Genomic DNA, 22,215 nt, shown 5'->3' with positions numbered 1-22,215 from the left:
AAACGCACAGATTAATTGCTGTGAGCGTTGTTATACCCATGAGTCGATGAGATTGCAAGATATCACATGGTGACAAACCCCGCGTCAACTAGCATTTGAGCTACGCGATGTTTGAAGGTATGCTTTGCACAAACTTCTCGATAACCATTTTCTGCAATTGCTTCCCTTTCCTCGTCATGATTCAAATAATAGCTGATAAGATCCTCAATGTTCTTTTCATTAAAATAAACAAGATGCTCTTTGTCTTTGAATAAACGGTCATCCATATTAATTTCATTGGTAAGCAGAAAGGATCTGCATCCCAGAGCTTCGAAAACCCGTAATTGATAACCAGTTTTTCCAATTCCCAGGTTCAGAACAATCTTTGCCTCATTGAATATACGAACCATGTCTCCCATAAATGCCTTAGCTTCCAAAACGTTGAATTTTTGCTTCAATCGGTCGAGGAGGGCGCGACGATTTGGATATATGTTTCCAACAAAGGCAACATCATGCTTCTTTTCTGTTCCCGGCAAATACTTATAGATTGTAGGGTCTGTAGCTAAAGGCAGAAAAGTACTGTGTTCAATCCCCATCTGACGTAATTTTTCGAGTCCAGCTCGATCAAAGTAATAAACATGATCGTATGCATATCCGTTACTTTGCAAATCCTCCTGGGCATGCTGTACCGTGAGCACATCATCCGGATACCAGAGGATTGCTGGACAGCTTAACATTTCCAGAAGCCGTGGATTTAAGCCGGATCCCTTGTATGCGATTACAAGGTCAGCCGGTATTTTGTGAAATTCATCAATCCGATTGCAGTCACGCCTCAAGTCAAAATCAAATACATCGTGACCGGATTCTGAAAGGGATTTGTAAATGAAATTTTCAGTACCCCATGGATAATTACTGAGACGCACACCCACTAAAATGACGCGTAGTTTTCGCGCCTCCGGCTGAAATCTTCGGCATGCGGTAATACTAAAATTACCGTTATAAGCGGAGACCCGCTGCGGCCTCATTCCCAATCGTCGTAACATTCGCTTCATTTCCGGAATATCGAAGCCTGCGTAATGGAAGTTCCCTCTGTAATTCTGGCCACCATATATCCGCCTGGAGAATTCATTTACTGGTATTACATTAGAAATTAAGCCATGTGCGAGTGTACGGACATCAGGACATTGAACCTTGAGCGTCCCATCCGGTCTTAATACCCGTATCCACTCGTTAAGTACCGCTTCTGTCTGTTCACGGGGGAAATGTTCTATGACGTCATTTGCCAGCACTTCGATCACTGATTCGTTCTTGTATGGAAGTTTTGATACGTCTGCTAACTGATACACCCCCGGTATCGAACGTTGATCGATGTTAACATATCCTTGTCTTATATCAGTTCCACATCCGAGATTAAGGCGTATGTCATCAATTCGTTTGGTTATATCGTGAATAAGGCCCAGAATATTTTCTTTGAAATTCGTGATTGAAAATTTTGGGGCAAGTGCCTTGACATTTTCATGCATAGTGGAACGGAGGTCTGTATTTAGCATCATTCGCATCTTTCCGGCCATGTCATCGATGTCCACATGTACCCCTTCAACGAAGATACCGGGATAGCTCTGCAGTTCTGCAACACGGCACAAGAACCCAGTCTTGTTGTTTTGTACGAATTCAGTCATGGGTGGGGCATCAACGGTAATAATGGGTAATCCACAACCAATAGCTTCAAGAAAGGTTAAGCCCAGTCCCTCCCATTTGGATGGAAGTATTGCTACGTCTGAGTTCTGATACATTTGGATTATTTCTTCTCGTGGCACTGTTCCAGAGATAATTTTGATGTTATTGCTTTCCTGAATGCCTGAGCCGTTCTGCGTATGGATCAGCAACTCCGTATTTGGATCGTTCAGTCTCTGGAATGCATCAATAACAAATTGAGTTCCACGACGGGCGTGTAATCCTCCCCATCCGGCGGGATGGAAGAATATTACCCGCTTATTTACAGGTCGCTCAATGGGTTTAAATAGGTTTAAGTCAACTCCCCATTGGATATACTCAGCGTTATCCATTCCCAGTTTTTTTAATTTCCCGTAGCATGCTTTTGTGGGGCATATAATTTTGTCATAAAGACGCTTACACGCAGTGGTGAATTGCGGATCAAATAGTTCCCAGACGTAGTATCCAACTGTCTTCACCCCACATTCTTTTGCTGTTGCAACTAATTCAAGGTCGTATTCTTCATTAAAAAAAACTATGTCGAGATTGTTGTTTATGATCCAATTTTTCAATACGGCATGCGGTATCTGATATGTCGGATGAGTAATAAGATTGGGGATATCCCATTCGCCTGTAGTTTGTAGCATAGGCTTATCAAGTGTTCCCCCATTTCTTGCAAAGATAAAGGTGGTATGATCGCTGGCTAACACATCCCGGATGGCCTTTGTCACATATGCTTGTCCTCGTTCATACCATAATGATACGAATCCGATTTTGCGGCAATAATACCCAACAGATTGTTGATATGGAGTATACGGGGCAGTATTTTGTAATTTTTTCTGAACTTTTACCAGGTTATCCCGTGCTTCTTTGTAATTAGCATCAAGTGATAATGCCTTTTCAAAATACATCTTTGCCTCATTAAGCCGGTTGTTTACAAAAAATATAACACCTAAATTGTTGAATGCTGATGCATCATTGGGGTCTAATTCTATTACTTTTTTAAAATGAATAATGGCGTTATCTAATTGTTGGGTTTGATGATAGAGAAGAGCGAGTATATAGTATGCACTAATAAAACAGGGATCGATTTCTATGGCCTTTTTATAAGATGCAATGGACTTTTCCAAAAGTCCGCTTTCTTTGAACGTCTGTGCCTGGTTAAAATATTTTTGAGCTGGGGATGCTGGCATAGTGCAATAATGAGTATCTAACCTAAAAGAATCGGAAGTATAAGATGGTAAGTGAAAAATATAAATTGCAAAGTAGGGGCAGGGTTACCCCGCTCCCCTACCATTTTTCATTTAATTTGCTAAAAATGTCAAAATCTCTCATTGAGAAATTAAAGTTAGCAAAATTGAACAGTGAAATATGATCATTGTTATTTGCAATGAGCAATATTTGTACCAAACAGTAAATTCAAATTTGCTACAAATACACGAAGTTTTTCTTTGTGACTTGGCGTCCTAGTGGCCTAAAACGTTGCCGTGCCTTCATGAGATACTAAAAGGGTTAAATATAATGGTGGATTTTAAAAGATGAAGAACAATTGTAGGAAAAATGGATGAAGTCGTTAAAATATTAAACGTTCCCAGGTTTTATGGTATTCGAAATTTAAACATCATTTTGAATATAAATTCACATTAAATTTACAGATGATCTTTTCCCAGTATTTCGGATATCTTTTTGAGATTTTGTTGTGCCTCCTGGTAATTGGCATCAATTGATAATGCCTTTTCGAAGCAAATTCTGGCATCATTATACATATTTGTTTTGAAATATAATACACCTAAATTGTTATAAGCGGAGGCCTCACCTTTCTGCAATTTGGTTGCCTTTTTGAGTGTAGAAATGGCATTGTCTATTTGATCGGTCTTTGCATAGAGAAGGGCAAGGCTATGATAAGCATCAATGAAGTGCGGATTCGTTTTTATGGTTTTTTTAAAAGCATTAATGGCTTCTTCAGTTATCCCATTCATTTGAAAGATAAGCCCCATTCCGTACAGAGCATTGTCATCAATAGGATTGGTTTTCAGTACCCTCGAATAGAGTTCGATGGCTTCACCTATATTTCCTGATTCCAGTGCCTGTTGACCTTGAGTGACGAGGGCAATATTCTCATCAACCAAACTACTGTGTAATTCAAGCAGCTGCTCATAGTCAACGTTGGGCCATTTTTCTCTGAACCTGGATTCATTGGCAGACAGGCTGCTCCGGTAATCAATTTTATTTTCAATGAAGGTCTGGCTTCTGTAATGATGGATGAACACACTTTCATCTACCATAATTGCATAACCCTTTTCGCAGACTTTTAAACATAGGTCATCATCCTCGTAGTTTCCTGTGCCAAAGGATTTATCTAAACCGCCTACTTCTTCATAAAGCGCTTTTCTCATCAATACCGCAAAACCGGCAATACGGTATCGTGGAGTTAGTCTTCCGTAATATGTATTTCTCACCTCTTGTGCAAAGACATGAAATCCATTTTCATCAGTATAGGGAATTTCTCTTACCATCTGTCTGCCACTGATAGAGTTTGTGATGGGCCCTACCATGCCAATCCTTTCGTCCCTTTCCAGACTCACTACCAGGCCTTCCAGCCATCCATCAGACACGAGGACATCATTATTAAGCAGCATGACGTACTCTCCGCTGGTTATGGCAACACCCTCATTATTACCTGCTGCAAAACCCTTATTTATAGAGTTTCTAATAAGTTTGTAATTCTGATTTTCTTTAATTAATTTCTGGAGATACTCAATGGTTCCATCCGTTGATGCATTATCCACAAAAATGATCTCGTGCGGGTAATTTGTGTGATTCCGGATTGAATTGATACATTTTTTGGTATATTCTAAGGCATTCCAGGTAAGGATGATAATAGATACCAGTTTTCGGGAACAAGGAGATATCTGAATACCTGTTTCTGAGAACCGTTTATGGTACTTTTTATATATTAGTTTTCGGACCCGTGCAAATTCATCCTGTCTGCTGCTTGTCGTTGATGTCCCATCCACCCTCCAGCTAAATTCGCACGTTGCCTGCTTTATATGGTAGAAATCATATTTTTCTGACATCTGTATCCACAAATCCCAATCCTCAAGAACTGGCAGGGATTCATCAAACATCCCGACTTCATAGAAACAGGATCTATTATGGACTACGCAAAGGATGGGCGTAATGTTTGTCGTATAAAAGATACCTTTAACGTAATCAATGGAGTAGGGGATGTCTTTGCCGATCACCTGATATGCATCACCACATTTTATCTGATGTGTCCTGTAGGCATCTGTATAAACTACTTTGTAATTCGTATTGGTTAGTACTTTAAGTGCCGTTTCAATATGACAGGGATAAAAGATATCGTCATCGTCGAGATAAGCAATATATTGGCCGGATGCGTGCTTAATAGCCGTGTTTCTCGCAGCAGCACGGTCCCTGTTAACATCATGGACAATATATTTTATAGCGAGTTGGTTCTGAAAGATCTTAATGATATTTGAAACATCCCCTCCGGCATCATTAACCACAATTGCTTCAATATGCCTGTAGGTCTGCGCAGCAATACTTTCGAGGGCACTTTTCAAGGTATCTGGCCGGTTGAAAGTTGGAACGATAACTGAAACTAACTTGTTTGTGCAAGGGTTTAAATTTGTCTCGTGTGTATTATTAAGTGACATTTTCTAACGTTTCAATGAGTCCTTTCAGGTGGTTGAATTTGTCATGAAAAATCGTACCTCGTGTATCGTTCGACTGTTGAAGCTTTCTTAAAATTTCTTTGATTAGGGAGCAATCCATGTTGCCCATCGTCGTCTTCTTACAATAGTTTGAAAAGTAATTTTCTACAATTGCAAACATCTTATCTGTACGTCCAAGTTCATACCAGATATCAATAATCCTGGATATTAAGGTTAAGTTTTGAGGGTCTTTGTTCAGAAAAGCATAAAGCATTTTTGCCACATCATTAAGAAATCTTTCATTACTGAGATTATATGTATATCCTGAACTTGAATATCCCTCTTTTAATGCCTCTAATGCGGCAGTTTTTTCTTTCAACATTGTAATTCTGCAAGAAATATTTAATGCATTTTCAAGTTCATTCATTCCTTCTGTGTTCATGTGGTACGAATATAAAATTTTAATGTATTCAATTCTCAGGTCAATATGTAGTGGTAGTAGGCTTAGTGCCTTTTCATACATTTTGAGACTCTCTTCTCTATATCCGAGGAGGTATAACCTCTTTGCAGCATTCATTGCAATTAATCCAGATTCGGGATAGAGGGAATGAGCTTTAAGAAGTGATTCTAACACCTTGTAAATATTTCCCTCGTTTTCCTCAATCAGAGAGATAAAAAATAGTGTTGCTGCGTGATATAAGTTTCTCACACTATTCATTGCTAAATCTTTTTCGCCTTTACAAAATAACAACAGGTTGTGGTTGAGAGGCTTCCTCAGAAGGTTGTTAAATAAATCGAAATCGCGGTTATGCAAACACCATGGATCTAACTGGCTTTTACTGTCTTCAAACAGTTTAACTGCTACGGAAAAGGTATTTCGTGCTCCTTTGTAATCGTTGGTTCTCATCTGTAATAGCCCTAAGTTATAATGCGCCATTACATATAGCGGATGAGAAGCTATAACTTTTTCCAATAAATCAATATCAATTGGTATCCTGTCTTTTAAAAATTGCCTTCTGTTATCCAATAAATCATATGCTATCCGGGCAATTGACAGGTTCGTCATAGCCTGGGGGGTAGGTTCAATGGCTACAGCTTTTTCAAATTCTTCAATGCATGACTCTATGAGCTTATTACCGCTATTTACAATGAAATAACTTGTAGACCTGAAAAACGAATAGAAATATATCTCACCTCTTCGGATATGCCTCTCATACTCTGTAAAAGTATTCACTTTCTTGAGAGATTTTCTGCTTTTCAGTGTTTTGTCTAAAAACTCCAAAAACCATACAAAACGTTTTCTTGCCTCATATTCCCTGATTACTTTAGAGTAGACCCTGTCTGACATCTCCTGCAAAAGTGCCTGATTCCCCAGATATTTGTCTATTTGATCAAAAATATTTTCCTCGCTCACTGGGATATATTCTTTATTCGGAACAAAATGTTTCTCGACCTCAGAGCCTGTTTCAAGTGTTACAGTTCCCTGTGCCCCTGCATCTAAAATTCGACCTGACATTGACCCATACCGGTGGTGTGATAAGACCAGCTTTGAGTCGCGCAGTGAATCAATATATCCATCAAAATCTGGACTGTGTTCATCTATAGTTACATTATACTTATCAGAAAGTTCGCACAGCTTAAGGACCCATTTAGAACGATCTAATTTTTCTGTGTCACTTATTCCCGTTGTGTAAAGGATATCATACTTTCTATCCTGAATTTTCTTGGGATAAGGAGTAAAATACTTTTCCATTATTCCAACGGAATAAAACTTTTCGACTTTACTGGTATTCATTGTCTGGAGGGCTTCTTGTTCAAAATCTCCAAAGGATATCAAAAGATCGGTTGATTCTGCACAATTTTTGGAAAGGGGGATGTCATAATCCCAATCCCAGGGTATGGCAATCGTGGGGAATGGGGCATTTTCTATCCCCTTTGGTAAAAGACTCCAGTCAACCTCCCACAAGATACAACAATCAGGTATCCAGCCATGGGGAAGATTTTCAACGACCTTTTCAAAATCGTCATCCGTGTTTATCCGGATATCAACTCCTTCATTGTACCCAAAGGTTATTATTTCATGCCCTTCTGTATTTCTCTCTATATAGTTTTCACAATGGATAGAGGCGAAATGAAATCTTGGAGGAGCATTTCCGAGTCCTAACAAAAGCACCCTCATTTATAAAACTCCTTTACTTTGTGATAATATTTGATGTGCAAATGGATTCAATACATTGAGTTTTTCATAGAACACTTTATTGTCTCTATCTATCCTTTTTTTTAGGTTATTGCAAATATCGGTAATATATTGCTGGATCGAACCATTTGTTTTATGTTCTCTGTAATGATTGGTGGTATAATCCTCCAATATTTCTAGAATTTTATCTGTTCTTCCAAGTTCATCCCATATTTCAATAATTCTTTTTATAAGATTTATATCCTTTGGGTTTGCTTTCAGACAGATAAAAAGGGCATCCACCCAGAAATTAAGTATTAATTCCTGGGCATCATATTGAGAGTAACATGTATCAGAACTAAACCTCTTAAAACTGGCAAATATAGTCTTAAATTCATTTGACTTTTCTCTTGTTGCAATGACTGTCTTCGTTATCGTAAAGACATCTTTCACATCTTCAACTAATTCTTTATCCTTTCGATACAGGTATAATAATTTGATGTATTCAATTCTGAGGTCAATGTTTAATGGTAAAGAATTGCTCGCCTTTTTATACATCATAAGACTCTCTTCTTTGAAACCGAGCATGGCCAATCTATTAGCCACCTTCCAGGCAATTAAACCCGATGCAGGATATAATTGGTAAGATGCCAGGCATGCTTCAAGCCCTTTGTAAATATTCCTTTTATGATCTTCAATCGTGGAAATTAAATAGAGTATCAAAGATTGATATAGGTTTCTTATATTGTCCATTGCATACTTCTCATGCCCGCTGCTTACTACAGATAGATTTTCATTCAGTGAACTTCTTATAAGCAAATTGAATGCATCATAATCACGATTTTGCAAACACCAGGGGTCGATATAACTCTCTTTATCCTTGAACGAACTGAGTGCATCACTCAACGCATTTAAAGCTTCTCTGTAATTACCGACTCTTAAATGTACAATTCCCAGGTGAAAGTACGACATGGTATAGGAAGGATATGCGGATATGGCTTGTTCTAAAAGAGGTATGATCTCTTTCGCCTTATTTTTCAACAGCTCATTTTTATGAAATAGATAATCGAATGTTGTTTTAACAATCGCAAGATTTGTCAGTACTCTCGGGGTTGTCTTGATTGCAAGTGCATTTTTGAATTCTCCGGCACTGAGCACCAGGAATTTACTACCAGGGTTCATAAAAAAAGTTCCGTAAGAACCACTTAAATACGCATAGTAGTAATTTTCACCTCTTCGGATACATTTTTCGTGCTCAGTATATGAATTAAACTTTCTTTCTGATTTTTTATTTTTCAAATACCGTTCTGCAAATGTCAGCATTTCGATAAAACGTTTTCTCGCCTCAAAGTCTTTAGTAATCTTTTCATAAAATTTGTCTGACATTTCCTGTAATGCACTCTCATTATTAAGAAACCGCTCAATTTGTTCAGCAAAATCCTTTTCGGTTATATAAATATAATCTTCGTCAGGAACAAAATATCTTTCTGCACCATCGCCAGTTTCAAGGACAATAGTTCCCTGTCCGCCTGCATCCGTTGTTCGAACCGTCATTGACCCGTGCCTGTTATACGATAAAACAAGTTTAGATTCTCGTAGGAGACTGATGTATTCAGTGTAACTAAGAGATTTATCAACATGGATGTTGTACTTATCAGAAAGGGAACATAGCCTGTATATCCATGCAGAACGGCCTGGCTGGACAGAGTCGTCAATCCAGGTTGTATAAAGGATATCTAATTTTCTATCTCTAATTTTTTTTGGATGGGGATCAATGAATTCTCTCATAATTCCTGCAAAATAGAATGCCTCTGCATTATTTGCTCCAAGCGCCTTAACCGCTTCTTTATCATAATCACCCGTTACTATTGTCAGATCAACAGACTCAATGCACGTCTTGGAATATGGTATGTCATAGTCCCAGTCGAATATGCATGCAACGGTTGGAAACGGGGCACGTTCAATCCCCCGTGGCAATAAATTCCATTCGACCATCCACAACAAACAAATATCAGGCATCCATCCATTTGGAAGCCTTTCTACCACCTTTTCTAGATCGTCTTCCGGATTAATTAGGATATCAACCCCGTCGTTATAACCAAATGTTATGATTTCATACTCTCCCATGTTGCGGGTAATATAGTTTTCACAGTGGGTTGAGGGTGGATTAAACCTGCCTTTTGCATTTCCAAACCCTAAAAGAAGGACTTTCATTATTTATTCTCCGCTACACATGGAGTGGTTTGGGTTATTTTATTCTTGAGATGCTGTAATTTTTGAAGATTCTCCCTTATGGCGTCAATGTTGAATCCTTCATTTATGAGGGCATTGAAAATTTGTTCTGCCTCATCCAATCTTCCCTCGTTTATGTGAATTATTGCCATATTATTCATAAGGGTTCCTTTAATATTATTAACCCTCTCAAGCATTTCAGAAAAAATGGAAAATCCCTCGTTTCTTTTACCTGCAACAACAGCATCCACACCCTTGCTTATCATATCTTCCAGAAATTGAAAAACATGAAACCCATCACATTTTGGCTTAAAATCATCATAGAACTTTTTTAGTCTGCTATATGATACAAGGGGATTGAGCCGGGGTATGTTTCCGTCAAGACCATTCATGAAGCTTTCAAATATTTTTTCGTCGCTATCAATAGGCTCAAAGAAATCAAAGGTTATGCCTCCGTTTCTAAACTTATCAAGTGAGTTTATGAAAAACTTTGAAAGCCACTCCGGGTTATATAGATAGCTTTTTTGAATTGTATATCGAGTAAGCATCCAGTAAAGGATGTTGTCCTTGTTCTGACGGTCTCTTTTTAGTACTTCTTCTACTGCATCAAGATCAGAGGCGTCTGCGATAAAATCCATGTCTCCAAGGTCTAAAAATTTCTTATCCCACAGAAGGGTCTGAAAACAAATGCTGGAACCTAACCCAACTACCATATCAACATAGGCTAGTAGATATTGTGATACACCCAAGTATTTTCCAAAATCTTCGTGATAGATAAAATGAGGATATTGCCTTTCTAGAAAAGCAATTGTTTCGTTACTGCAAGGGTTTAAGAGTTGAGGGGGATAGGTTACTACCACACCAATATTTTGAGGAATTTGTTCCAGAATATGTACTAAGAACTGATACTCATTTTTTATATTTAACTTACATGGTCCATGAAAACCATAATGGTTCACACCCACTAAAGGTAATAATACCAGATGATCAAATTTCTCTTTCTGAGGATTTAAGAGTCCATCATATGGAGATTTATTTCGTATAATAGATTGGCACGTACCTTTAAATTTACTGAGGTAATCCAGTTGTGCTGTTGTAAATGGTATTTCTTTAATTTCATTTCGAAATTTATTCATGAATGATGAATGCCCAAAATACATTCCCAGGGGGTCGAGGTACGGCACCCAAGGATACGGTGGTTCACTGAGAAAACTTACCTCATGGTGTAGTATTAGTGAGTCGGGAAACGCCTTTCTAAGGAATGGTGCGGGGGTAAAGGTTATGATTATGTCCGGAACAAAATCGGAAAAATATTTCCTCATGAGAGCTACGTAGTATGACATCTGTCCATCGGTATAGGTCTCCTTATACCACGCTATGGATAATTCAACAGCATCTCCAATCAATAAAGGAAACAATTCTTTTTGTGGAAGTATCTTTATTATTGCATCATCAATTATTCCGTATTTTTGTGCTAAAGGTTCATTTATAGTTATACAATATTCAAATCGTTCAGCACTATCAGATTTTTTAAGGGTATTGATGATGTCCAGGGTAAAATGGTTCAGCCACCATTCTCTCAGATAAGGGTTCCCTAAGTCTATCCGCGGTTCTATGTAAAAAAGTATTTTTGTTTTAGAATATTCCAATTTCATGGCCTGCCAGTGATTGACCTCTCTGTTCCTCTTTAACAAGATAATCATACGTTTTTATCGCTTGTTCGTAATCTTGCGGATAGCCAATATCAACCCATGTCCCATCTATTGTATAGCTAAAGACCTTTTTCTTTGTCTTGAGTGATTTCTCAATTAAATCTGTCATATCAAAATACGTATCTTTGGGAATAGCATCGATAAGTTCAGGATTTAAAATATAAATACCCGCATTGACATATATGTTAAGCACGGGTTTTTCAAATAGACCTATCAGCCTTTCGTTTGCAATCGTTACTGCACCATAAGGTACCTGGAGATCGTGCCGCTTAACCGACACGGTGATGTCTGCTTTTCTTTTTATGTGGAAATTATGCATGTCCTTAAAATCTAAATTTGTCACAATATCTGCGTTTGTAAGAAAAAATTCCGAGTTAATATCCCGTGGCAATAATCGGAGTGATCCAGCCGTTCCTAATGGTTTATCTTCTCTGATGCAAGTAATATTTACCTTCAGTGCCCTGCCATCAGCAAAGTAATTCTCAATAATGTCAGCAAGGTAATTTACCGTTATAAAAAAATTGTTTACGCCAATATCCCTGAATTTTTCGATTAGTATTTGAAGGATTGGTTTCTCGCCGATTTTTAACATGGGTTTCGGAATTTTATCCGTAAGAGGCCTCAATCTTTTGCCAAAGCCTCCTGCCATGATAACAACAGGTATATTTAATAATCCTTCTTTTCTGAAACTTGTTTCATAGAAAATACCTAAAATACGGTTTTCTTTATCCACAACTGGTAAATGACTAATCTTTTTATCTGCAAAACTCCTGCTTATTTCGCCCTTTGTACAATCCATTGAAACGGTGACCGGTTTTCTGACCATTATCTTTCTAACGGGTTCTTCCAACATGATCCCGTTCAGAATGGCCCGTCTGATATCTCCATCCGTTACGATCCCTACCAGTCTTTTCTCCTTATCAACTACCAGGGCAATTCCGCTGTGTGTATTGTTAATTAAAGCTATCGCATCTTTAAAAGTACTGTTTTCACCTACAATAATCTGATCAGCTGGTGATAGTAAGTCTTTTAAATATCCATCATTAGACATGTAATAGCCCCTTTTCTAAAATAACTTCAGCAAGGGAGAAATCCAGGATATCGTTGATATCGATGCTTTTCTGGCGGGACATTACAAATCCTACGGTATCAGGTCCCAGGTAGCTTTTTTCTCTCATCAGGATGTCCCTTTTCCCCATGTAGATCGCCCCGTTAAGAGAATAAATATTTGATAAGTCCTGTCTCCTGTGCCCGGTATGAAACACACTTGAAACAGGCCTCAAATACCTATCACACAGAGAATACATCCAGTAATAATGATCATCCGATTCTTTGAGACTGACGAGACGGCTGGCATTGTGTTCTTTAAACAATGCATAAGCTTCAACAATTGTCTGTGAATCCCTGAACGGTGAAGTCGGCTGGAGAAGCGTTACTATATCAGGAATATAATTTTCGTTTTGCTCCAGCCACTGGATTGCATGAATTACTACATCCATACTTTTTGCCTCATGGGTGGCTAACTCTTCAGGCCGCATAAAAGGGACTTCTGCACCGTAAGAAGCCGAAATGTCAGCAATTTTCCTGTAATCGGTGCTGACAATTACCCTATGAAATATTTTACTCTGCAGGGCTGCTTCTATCGTATATGCAATGAGTGGCTTTCCACACAGTGGACGAATATTTTTCCCGGGTAACTCAACAGAACTACCCCTTGCAGGAATAATGGCTATCACTCGTCAGCCTCCTTTGCGATAAATTCCGCCTCATGGCATTGTCCTGGGCTGATGGTATTGTACAGACACCGCACATTGGTATCGTGTGATAGAGCCCCTCCACGTGAGCCTTTCGAATTGTAGTATATCGCTCATTATGCCAGATGTCGTGCAAGGATTTTGTTTTCCAGCACCCGACAATATATTTTCCCCAATTATCTGCACAGCAGACGCCTACGTTCCCATTCAATCTTAAAAACATCCTCTGATAAAGCTGAGCACAGACAAAGCCATGAACTATGGATTTTATACTCCTGTTATCAGGATTACGATACTCATCAAAGCCAATCGCATCGGCTGTATCCTGAAATAGCTTGACAAAATCCTTTCTTAATTCAGGATCATCAGACATCATAACCATAGATATCCTTACCTGAACATGTGGGAATCTTTTCATTTTAAGCTTATAGAAATTTTTAATATTTCTCAGGACGTCCTCATACTTTGCACCAAATCGTATCTGTTCATATTGCTTTTTGTATGGAGAATCAAACGACAAAAAAAGCTTATCCAGACCAGCCTCTAACAGCTTTTCGCTTATCTCTTCGGTCAGAAGTGATCCATTTGTATTGAACATAACATCTTCAATACCTTTATCCTTTGCATACTTCACAAATTCAACAATGTTGGGATGAACCAGAGGTTCACCAAGGTAATTCAATTTAATACTGTACAGACCATGAGTTGCGCCTTGATCAATGATGTACTGGAAATCCTCAGGCATCATTATTCCCGGATTTAAAAAATTATTTTGGGCAACCATCAGCGTCCTGGGACACATCGGGCAAAGGAGATTACACAAAGTTGTAATTTCAATATCCAGGTGTAAGGGGAAATTGGACACTATCTGTTTCTCTGGTAATTCCGACCAAAGTCCACGATATTCATAATACCTGCGATTTTTTAGCTTTTTCCAGTCCTCTCGTACAGTAATTTCATGGTACGTCTGGTTTGGTCTTATTTTGTAAACATTTAATTTCATGGTGTCCGTTACCATATTTCTTTAAGAATCGTAAAGGCTTCTGCATATTTTAACGCGGCAGTTGCGCCCCTGAAAGTTGCCAGTGCCTTTATATTTTCTTTACTCCTGGGGAAAGGAAACCTTCTTAGTTCATTTTTATATATCTTCATAATGGCAAGTTTTTTATCCATGTAATTTGTTATGTCAGAAAAACTATTCGGAATGAATGCGTTATCTAACACGGCCGGAGCAAATTCAGTTTCTGAAATAACTTCATACATGAGAATTTTTTTAATAAATGGGTAACGAAATGTTTTTGTTGCACTTACCATAACGTCAAAAGTAACCCTATGATCTGAATGTACATCGCTTCTATTGGGTATATACACAACTTCTGGTTTTATTTTACCTATAACATCAGTTACCCGTTCGATTATTTGTCGTTTCGGTAGCGTATCAAGTTTTGTTGCGGGGAAATCTAATTTAAAGAATTCATCAAAGTTATATGCTCTTGCGGCAGCATCAATCTCTTGTTGTCTGGAATTGATTGCCTTCTTTCCGTATTTATCCTGTTGTAAAATATTTGTTAATATGAGCCAATATACCTGATTCCCAATGGCTTTATATTTTAAAATGGTTCCTCCGCAACCCAATGTTTCGTCATCAGGATGGGGGGCTACTATTAAGATCTTTTTCATTGGTTTTACTTTAAAATGTCATTTTTTTTTGCAATAATGCCTTATTTAAGGGGATAGACTCTAAAACATCTGCAATTATTTTTGAGGCACCGCCGTTTCCGTAAGGGTTTGAACAATTGAGTGCTTTTCTACGAAAATCATTATTATTAAGAGCCGTGTTGATTGCATTTATGATGGCATTTTTCTGGTAGGGGACATCAATAACATTTTCAGCCCTTAGTCTACCGTCCTGCCTCGTTCCAACATTTACACAAGGTATTTTAAAAAAAGGGGTTTCCATGAGACCACTACTTGAATTACCCACAACAACTGAGGCTATTTTCATAAATCCAAGATAACGTTTCCACCCAAGACTTATTACGATTCTGAAATGAGGAATGGAAGCATATTCTGAAATTGCTTTTATGATCTGATCAGAGCCAGGATCATTGCTTGGATAGGTAATGACAGCCTGATACCCACATTCCCTCAATGCTTCAAGACTTGCTTTTACCTGATTGTATGCCATTTCGATTTCAGTAGTTACCGGATGCTGGGTAAAAAGAATTATTGGTTTTGTTATGTCAATATTGTATTCTTTCGAAAGTTCATCAGCAGTTGCGTATCTGCTGCTCAAAATATTGTCTATAACAGTTGAACCAACATTGAAAACCCTCCATTTTTCTTCGCCAAGATTGAGTATTCTATTGTAGGAACTCTCATTTGTAGTAAAATGCAAGTGCGCGAGCTTCGTTACGCAGTGTCGCACCGAATCGTCAAGATGCCCTCCCTGGGAAAGGTCACCACCAAAAAGGTGGATAATGGGTATATTCAAATAATAGGCAGTAACAGCTATAGCAAAGGTCTCATAACGGTCGCCAGCTAAAATAATCAAATCTGGTTTTAATTTGCTGAGCATATGTGCGCCATGTTGCGTGATGGAAGAAAATAACAAGAGCAGTTCGACTCCTTTATCCGTATGGTTAATGGACAGGGGAATTTTTCTAACGTTCCTTATAGAAGATATATCAATTTCTGCAACTGTTCTTCCGAAATCTTCTAACAAATGGCTGCCAGAAATTATGAGATGTATCTCAAGCGATGTCCTCGAAGATAGTTCTTCGATTACAGGATTTAATAGTCCGTATTCAGCCCTGTTACCAGTAAAAACGGCTATTTTCCTTTTATTCATTTTTAATACCCCTCAGAATTACCATCTCCTTGGAAACCACAATAGGGGATATATCATGGGCATCTATTGTTTCTATGTTTGGTTTGGAAACACATTTTTTCACAGATTCTTCAAAAAGTAGTGTTGCTGTATAATACTCCAGGAATTCTTTTTTACCCGGGAAAACCAGTTTGCTGGGTATTATATTGAACGCAACATCTGTAAATAGGGTCTTCAATACAGGGTAAAATTCCTTCTCAAGCCGTTTTGTTCTTTTGTCTATCTTTTCGCATCTTCCAAAACCAAATATTCTCTTGTTAAATTCGTACAGTTCCTTTGCATTATTATCCGCTGGTCCAATGAGGAAAACTTCTCCTGACCGACGTAAGACCCTCTTAATTTCCCTAAGTATTGCTGTTACATCATCAATGTAGTATATTGCAAACGATGATATAACGTAGTCAAAACTCCCTTCAAGAAAGGGCATCCTGGCGTTCATGTCCCATTTCAACAATAATGTACGAGTAATACAGTTTTGCTTACTTGCTTCCCAAAGGAGTTCGTCGGACTTATCGATTCCGACCACCAAACCACTCTCTCCAAGCATTTTCCCAAATACAGGGAAAAGATTACCATTGCCGCAACCTAAATCAAGAAGGGCTGCTCGGGGCATTAAGTTCAGATGTGAATTGAGCCAATCCTCCAGGCTAAAATTGGAAAAGTGTTTGTGAGCATTGATCCTTACAGCCAGATTTCGCTGTGTTTCAGTATATTCAAGTACATTGGCACTGCTGTTATTGCCGGAATTCATATTGTGATAATCTCGTCTTGAGAAAAATTTCTGGTAGCCATCCTTCCTATAACGCGATACCACTCCATTGGGCTTAAACCATTACCGGGCCTTTTAGCAGTTATATTGTGCCTTGTGAAAATTTCTCCTTTTTTAATATCCTTCGATGCTACAATACTTTTTCTTCCGATAGTCTTATTATTTGCTTCTGAAGGAGAAACCTTTTTAATGCCGCTACCAAGCGCCTTTTCAACATTTCTGATTGCCTTTACCATATTTGCTAATTCACGAGGTTCCAGAGATGCCTTGTGATCAGGACCTTCCATATTTTTGTCTAGAGTAAAGTGTTTTTCAATTACCGATGCTCCAAGAGCAACTGCAGCAATAGGAATATCTATACCAGGCGTATGATCGGAATATCCAACATCCACCTTGAAGGCGTCTCTTATGGTAAGCATTGCATGTAAGTTAACATCCTCATAAGGAGTAGGATATTCTGTATTACAATGCAAAATCTTGATATTGTTTCTTGGTGTTCCTGCTTCGATAAGTGTATCAAGTGCGTCTTCTATTTCACCCAGGTCGGCCATGCCCGTTGACATAATTACGTTTTTCTTGAGGTTTCCAATTTTTCTCAGATAGGGCAGATTAGTTATTTCACCAGACGGTATTTTAAAAATATGAAGTCCGAGTTTATGAAGCAGTGAGACACTGTCGAGATCAAAGGGAGTCGATAGAAACAAAATACCCTTTTCATTACAGTATGCTATAAGTTCTTTGTGTGCATGATAGTCCAGTTCCAATGACTTCAGCATATCACGTTGTGAACCATCTGAATTGGTTGATTTCCTTTGATATTTTGCCTTCAAGGCAAATCCGCTGGCCAGTTTTTCAGCTTTGAATGTCTGAAATTTTACCGCATCGGCATCAGCGCTTGCAGCAACATCGACTAGTTTAAGGGCTGTACCCAGATCACCATTGTGATTAACCCCAGCCTCTGCAATAATAAAAACCGTATTCATTGTTATTCTTATTTCTCTGGTTTGTATTCGAATTTGTAACCGGCCAACTTAATGTATGTGCCAGGCATACGTGGATAGGTGGTTGCCCTGATGCGTTTTTTTATTTCGCCTTCTTTCATATCCAGGGAAATCTCGCAAAGTTTTTCCAACTCTTTTCTGGTATAAGGTTTTCTTTTCCATGTTTCATTATTCTTTGGAAGAGATTTTTTCGTTATAATCAGGTCTACGACTTCAAAAAATAACGAAAGCATATAGCCATAACTTTTGATACTTAGACTATAAACTGAATCAGATTCCAGTAATGGAAAGCGTTTTACAGCGATTAATTTACCCGTATCAACTCTTTCTGCCATATGATGCACGGTAACACCGTACGTTTTCTCATTGTTGTACAGGGCAAAATTAAAGCACCCGATACCAGGGTATTCAGGGGGTGCAGGATGAAAATTGATATTCCATAACGTTGTTTTTTCTAATATCACCTTTGGAATTATCCATGGCGACAAATACGAAAGTACTATATCCGAAGACTCATGGTGGGCTACAGCAGGAAATGGATCACCGGTCTTACCCTGATAAACAGACACACAGTCGAAATGTCCATGTAAATACTCAATGCATTCTTTAACTGTGGGCTTGTTAACTTTGGTAAATAAACTAACCTTCAAGAAATGAACTCCTTTAGAACTTCACATACGTAATGGATATCATCTTCGCCATTAAGCGCCGAACTTGGCAGGCAAATCCCTTTCTCATAAATATAGTGCGAATTATTGCAATAGGGGCGTCTAAATAAATATTTTTACACATTATAAATTTCCGACTTGTACATCTTTAGATTGTCCTTCTTTTTGAACCACTCAACTGTCTCCGCCAACCCTGAATCGATGGTGTATTTTGGTTTCCAGTTCGTTAATCCTCTTATTTTTTCGTTACTTCCTAATAGTCTTTCGACCTCACTCTTTTCTGGCCTTATCCTCCGTTCATCCGTCGTCACCCTTACTTCTGGATTTATCTTATCAATAATTTTGTTTGCAAGTTCTCCAACAGAAATTTCAGTTTGTGTTGCAATATTTATTTCTTCTCCAACTGAATTATCCGATTTCGCTATTGCAATAAAGCCATCAACCGTGTCATTTACATACACCATATCCCGAGTTGGATGTAATGCTCCGAGCTTTATCACTTTTTTCCCTGATAGAAGTTGGATAATAATTGTAGGGATTACCGCCCTTGCTGACTGCCGAGGACCATACGTATTAAAGGGCCTTACTATTGTTACTGGCAGGTCAAAAGACCTATAAAAACTCTCTGCCAGGGTGTCAGCGCTAATCTTTGTGGCAGAATATGGAGATTGTGGTTGAAGTGGGTGCTTTTCATCAATGGGAACATACTGTGCCGTACCATATACCTCAGACGTGGAAGTAATAAAAACCCTTTCTACAACAAAATCCCGACATGCCTGTAAGATGTTTAAAGTACCTTTGATATTGGTATCTATATAGGAATCTGGTGAATAATAGGAATATGGAATGCCAATTAAAGCCGCCAGATGAAAGACTATTTTTATCCCTTTTATCGCGTTTCTAACGCTATTTGGGTCTCTAATATCACCGGTAAATATTTCAACATCTTTAAGGAGTTCTTTTGGGAAAGTATTCAGCCAACCCCAGGAATTAAAGGAATTGTAAAGAACAAAGGCCCTGATTTTGCAATGTTCCTTCAATAGCCGCTCTACAAGGTGACTACCGATAAAACCTTCAGAGCCGGTAACGAGAATTTTTTTATGCCTTAATATCATTACTCTTTCTTTTCAATAATTACAAACTTCCAGGGCTGAATAATATAGTTATTCGCTTGCATTCCATTTACAACAGTCGTTAAGTTGTGCGGGACTTTTTGATAACAATTCTTGGAATTGACGATTTTGTCAGGATTAAAGCTGTTGTCTTCAATGAAAGTGTATTCTTTTACATTACTCAATTTTCTAATGAGACCCTCGATATATGCTTTAAAATATATATTAAAATATTGAAAATAGACAGGTTCTCCCTCTTCGGTATATTCTTCAGGTGAATCGATCTGTTTAATCCGAAAAGAGATATTACCTATAAGCGTTCTAATAACGACAAATTTTCTGGTTATTCTCCAGAGTTCCCTAATAGGTTTTTCAATGGAAGGTAAATGGAGAAGTAAATTGTTGCACATTGTTATATCTGCAAAATTATTTCTCACCGTTAAGTGAAAGATATCGCCTACTTCAAAATTTGTATGTAATCTTAAAGGGTTGGTATTTCGTTCAAACAACGCTTTTTTAGCCATCTCAATATAATATGGAGTGGCATCTATACCATAATACTTGAATGGGATTTTTAATGTATTATCCAATGACACAAGATAGTGCCCAGCGCCACATCCGATATCCATAATGAGGTAATTTTCTTTAGCAATGCTTGAGATTGCTCGTGCAGCTGATTTACTGCTTTCCATTTCAGGCAAATTCCCAATTGCGCGTGCAAAGAAAACATTTCCGTATTCTTTTGCTTTGTTCCAGACTCTCCAATTATTATTCATTTTATTTTATGTTGTCTCTAGTACTCGTAGATATTAATAATACACATAACTCTATTGGAAGAGGGAAGATAGTATATCCTGGGTTTGCAAATGTATCATCTTGTCGTGATACATGAAATATAAATATAGTGAATGGTTATTTTAAAAATTGGGCTATCCGCTTCACAGTCATTCATACTATATGTTGAGAATGTAGCAATCAAATGGTAGTCCTATTAAAGAATTTGATTGTTTTCCTTTTTATAACCACTTGATAATTTATCGAGCATACTGGCTATTAATCAAAAACAAAGTAATCTTTCCCGATGCCAAGATTATCGAGCAAACCAAATACATAATCGATGTCATCCTGATCAAAATACCTTTTCCATTTGCCAATACTACCATCAAACACATGTCTTATTCCGCCTGGCTTGGGGTTTAAATAATGATGAGTAATGGCTTTGGGAGTGACAGATTCCAATAATTTCATATTCTCTATTTTCGTCAGATCAACCGCTTTATCGAATGGGTCTTTATATGCGCCATTATCAATTGATCCAAGAAAAAAATTTCCAATTTCTCTTAATTTCGTGTACCTATTTCGAAATACATCTTCGTAACGTACAAAGAGGAGGTCATCCCCAAGAATATTTTTCATAATATGATAGGTAAAAAAATAGTAGACATAAGATGTGGCCCCACCAGTCCTGATAAATTGCTTAAAAGTATCTACCTGTATAAGGTTTCCATTTTTGTCTTGCATAATACTTCTTGGCCTAGGGGCAATCTTTTGATCGTACATCCACCAAGCACGTCCGTAAGATACCAGTTGATCCAATGGGTTCCGATACATGAAAACGATTTTTACATTCTTATTTTTTAACAGGTCGCAGTGTGTGGCAAGTCCATTATCCCTCAGATATTCATTCCCCCAGTCATATCCAGGAGCGGCAGGGTACTTCAACGAAGCAAGTTTCTCCCGATAATCTTCAGGAACATAATAGTTGTACTCAGGGCAGTAAAAATGTGCGATAGCAAATAAATCGATTCCGATGCCATCTAGTTCCAAAAAAAATGGGTCATATGGATCATATTCTTTGCTTCCTTTACACAATGAATCAAAAACAGCCCAAAAATACTGCATGCTCCATGTTCCCGATTTAGGTAAACTAGAGATCATGCATATTTTCGGATTATTCTTTTTTAAAGACGTTACCCGCACAGCTGTTTTACTTTGACTCCTGGAGAGAAGATATTCTAAGGTTTCGTTAGCTTTAGAATCTGGTTTTACTTCTCCGTGGATACCATGGTTATTTAACTTTAATGCAAGTTCCTTATTATGATTTTTCAGTAGATTGAGTTCCTCCATGATCATTTTTTTCTCATGCTCGAGTGTGTTTATATGATTATCCCGTTTTTGTATTTCAAAAATAAGGTTTTTGCACAAATCGCTGACTTTGGCATATTCGTCCAGGATGGATTTATTTTCTTTTTTAAGAATATCTAGTTCAGATAATGGCATGCAAATTTATTCCCTTTTGGTTTTTGTCGACTGTTCTAAAGAGTACTTGATTTTAATTCTAAAAATATAGAAATAATTCCATAAACTTTGGAAAGCAATCTTAATACCAAATACTCGGATGGATTCATTTCAGAGGTATGAAAATGTTGAGGGAGAAAGCATAATGGGATAAGCAGAAGGCAAGAGTCTAAGAGGATAAAATATAACTACATAAGTATTGGAAATTGTTTAAGCTGGAGTGGATGAATTTTG

16 protein-coding genes are annotated in these 22,215 nt (G+C 37.9%); all 16 read right to left on the bottom strand.

Annotation, left to right across the window (positions count from 1 at the left end; all coding sequences use genetic code 11):
• Nucleotides 1-62: 62 nt before the first annotated feature.
• A complete protein-coding gene (locus E3K36_04170) occupies nt 63-2,885 on the bottom strand; it encodes a glycosyltransferase (protein ID MCF6154446.1) in 2,823 nt (940 codons plus the stop codon).
• Between the two features lie 456 nt (nt 2,886-3,341).
• On the bottom strand, nt 3,342-5,372 hold the full coding sequence (locus E3K36_04165) for a glycosyltransferase (protein ID MCF6154445.1): 2,031 nt from the start codon (nt 5,370-5,372) through the stop codon (nt 3,342-3,344).
• The gene (locus tag E3K36_04160) at nt 5,362-7,548 is read right to left on the bottom strand and encodes a hypothetical protein (protein MCF6154444.1); all 2,187 of its coding nucleotides are present in this window, start codon (nt 7,546-7,548) and stop codon (nt 5,362-5,364) included. Before E3K36_04160 ends, E3K36_04165 begins: the two co-directional genes overlap by 11 nt.
• Nucleotides 7,549-9,759, bottom strand: a complete 2,211-nt coding sequence (locus E3K36_04155; protein MCF6154443.1) for a hypothetical protein — start codon at nt 9,757-9,759, stop codon at nt 7,549-7,551.
• A complete protein-coding gene (locus E3K36_04150) occupies nt 9,759-11,480 on the bottom strand; it encodes a hypothetical protein (protein MCF6154442.1) in 1,722 nt (573 codons plus the stop codon). Before E3K36_04150 ends, E3K36_04155 begins: the two co-directional genes overlap by 1 nt.
• Entirely contained in the window at nt 11,413-12,540 is a 1,128-nt protein-coding gene (locus E3K36_04145; GenBank protein ID MCF6154441.1) for a CBS domain-containing protein, read from the bottom strand. Before E3K36_04145 ends, E3K36_04150 begins: the two co-directional genes overlap by 68 nt.
• Nucleotides 12,533-13,225, bottom strand: a complete 693-nt coding sequence (locus E3K36_04140) for an acylneuraminate cytidylyltransferase family protein (protein MCF6154440.1) — start codon at nt 13,223-13,225, stop codon at nt 12,533-12,535. The genes E3K36_04145 and E3K36_04140 overlap by 8 nt, the downstream gene beginning before the upstream one ends.
• Nucleotides 13,197-14,261: a radical SAM protein gene (locus E3K36_04135; GenBank protein ID MCF6154439.1), complete on the bottom strand. Its 1,065-nt coding sequence runs from the start codon at nt 14,259-14,261 to the stop codon at nt 13,197-13,199. The genes E3K36_04140 and E3K36_04135 overlap by 29 nt, the downstream gene beginning before the upstream one ends.
• Nucleotides 14,255-14,923 (bottom strand): PIG-L family deacetylase, encoded by a 669-nt coding sequence (locus tag E3K36_04130; protein MCF6154438.1) that lies wholly within the window; start codon nt 14,921-14,923, stop codon nt 14,255-14,257. The genes E3K36_04135 and E3K36_04130 overlap by 7 nt, the downstream gene beginning before the upstream one ends.
• Before the next feature lie 10 nt (nt 14,924-14,933).
• Nucleotides 14,934-16,094, bottom strand: a complete 1,161-nt coding sequence (gene neuC, locus E3K36_04125; protein ID MCF6154437.1) for a UDP-N-acetylglucosamine 2-epimerase (hydrolyzing) — start codon at nt 16,092-16,094, stop codon at nt 14,934-14,936.
• A complete protein-coding gene (locus E3K36_04120) occupies nt 16,087-16,884 on the bottom strand; it encodes a class I SAM-dependent methyltransferase (GenBank protein ID MCF6154436.1) in 798 nt (265 codons plus the stop codon). Before E3K36_04120 ends, neuC begins: the two co-directional genes overlap by 8 nt.
• Nucleotides 16,881-17,885, bottom strand: coding sequence for an N-acetylneuraminate synthase (gene neuB / locus E3K36_04115; GenBank protein MCF6154435.1), 1,005 nt, complete (start codon nt 17,883-17,885; stop codon nt 16,881-16,883). Before neuB ends, E3K36_04120 begins: the two co-directional genes overlap by 4 nt.
• A gap of 8 nt (nt 17,886-17,893) precedes the next feature.
• Nucleotides 17,894-18,553: a hypothetical protein gene (locus E3K36_04110; GenBank protein ID MCF6154434.1), complete on the bottom strand. Its 660-nt coding sequence runs from the start codon at nt 18,551-18,553 to the stop codon at nt 17,894-17,896.
• Nucleotides 18,554-18,687: 134 nt separating this feature from the next.
• Nucleotides 18,688-19,686 (bottom strand): NAD-dependent epimerase/dehydratase family protein, encoded by a 999-nt coding sequence (locus tag E3K36_04105; protein ID MCF6154433.1) that lies wholly within the window; start codon nt 19,684-19,686, stop codon nt 18,688-18,690.
• Nucleotides 19,686-20,459 carry a class I SAM-dependent methyltransferase gene (locus tag E3K36_04100; GenBank protein MCF6154432.1) on the bottom strand — a complete coding sequence of 258 codons (774 nt, stop codon included), beginning with the start codon at nt 20,457-20,459 and terminating at the stop codon, nt 19,686-19,688. The genes E3K36_04105 and E3K36_04100 overlap by 1 nt, the downstream gene beginning before the upstream one ends.
• 277 nt (nt 20,460-20,736) lie before the next feature.
• On the bottom strand, nt 20,737-21,963 hold the full coding sequence (locus E3K36_04095; GenBank protein ID MCF6154431.1) for a hypothetical protein: 1,227 nt from the start codon (nt 21,961-21,963) through the stop codon (nt 20,737-20,739).
• Between the last annotated feature and the right edge of the window lie 252 nt (nt 21,964-22,215).

The sequence above is a fragment of the Candidatus Brocadia sp. genome (assembly GCA_021646415.1).
Classification (GTDB): domain Bacteria; phylum Planctomycetota; class Brocadiia; order Brocadiales; family Brocadiaceae; genus Brocadia.
This window is presented reverse-complemented; position numbering and strand designations above follow the sequence as displayed.

What these genes read in the sequence shown, in the direction of transcription:
- E3K36_04160 (MCF6154444.1), bottom strand. Translation starts at nt 7,548, where the DNA reads ATGAGGGTGCTTTTGTTAGGACTCGGAAATGCTCCTCCAAGATTTCAT.
- E3K36_04105 (MCF6154433.1), bottom strand. Translation starts at nt 19,686, where the DNA reads ATGATATTAAGGCATAAAAAAATTCTCGTTACCGGCTCTGAAGGTTTT.
- E3K36_04145 (MCF6154441.1), bottom strand. Translation starts at nt 12,540, where the DNA reads ATGTCTAATGATGGATATTTAAAAGACTTACTATCACCAGCTGATCAG.
- neuC (MCF6154437.1), bottom strand. Translation starts at nt 16,094, where the DNA reads ATGAATAAAAGGAAAATAGCCGTTTTTACTGGTAACAGGGCTGAATAC.
- E3K36_04095 (MCF6154431.1), bottom strand. Translation starts at nt 21,963, where the DNA reads ATGCCATTATCTGAACTAGATATTCTTAAAAAAGAAAATAAATCCATC.
- E3K36_04150 (MCF6154442.1), bottom strand. Translation starts at nt 11,480, where the DNA reads ATGATTATCTTGTTAAAGAGGAACAGAGAGGTCAATCACTGGCAGGCC.
- E3K36_04170 (MCF6154446.1), bottom strand. Translation starts at nt 2,885, where the DNA reads ATGCCAGCATCCCCAGCTCAAAAATATTTTAACCAGGCACAGACGTTC.
- E3K36_04100 (MCF6154432.1), bottom strand. Translation starts at nt 20,459, where the DNA reads ATGAATAATAATTGGAGAGTCTGGAACAAAGCAAAAGAATACGGAAAT.
- neuB (MCF6154435.1), bottom strand. Translation starts at nt 17,885, where the DNA reads ATGAATACGGTTTTTATTATTGCAGAGGCTGGGGTTAATCACAATGGT.
- E3K36_04135 (MCF6154439.1), bottom strand. Translation starts at nt 14,261, where the DNA reads ATGGTAACGGACACCATGAAATTAAATGTTTACAAAATAAGACCAAAC.
- E3K36_04130 (MCF6154438.1), bottom strand. Translation starts at nt 14,923, where the DNA reads ATGAAAAAGATCTTAATAGTAGCCCCCCATCCTGATGACGAAACATTG.
- E3K36_04165 (MCF6154445.1), bottom strand. Translation starts at nt 5,372, where the DNA reads ATGTCACTTAATAATACACACGAGACAAATTTAAACCCTTGCACAAAC.
- E3K36_04120 (MCF6154436.1), bottom strand. Translation starts at nt 16,884, where the DNA reads ATGAATTCCGGCAATAACAGCAGTGCCAATGTACTTGAATATACTGAA.
- E3K36_04155 (MCF6154443.1), bottom strand. Translation starts at nt 9,759, where the DNA reads ATGAAAGTCCTTCTTTTAGGGTTTGGAAATGCAAAAGGCAGGTTTAAT.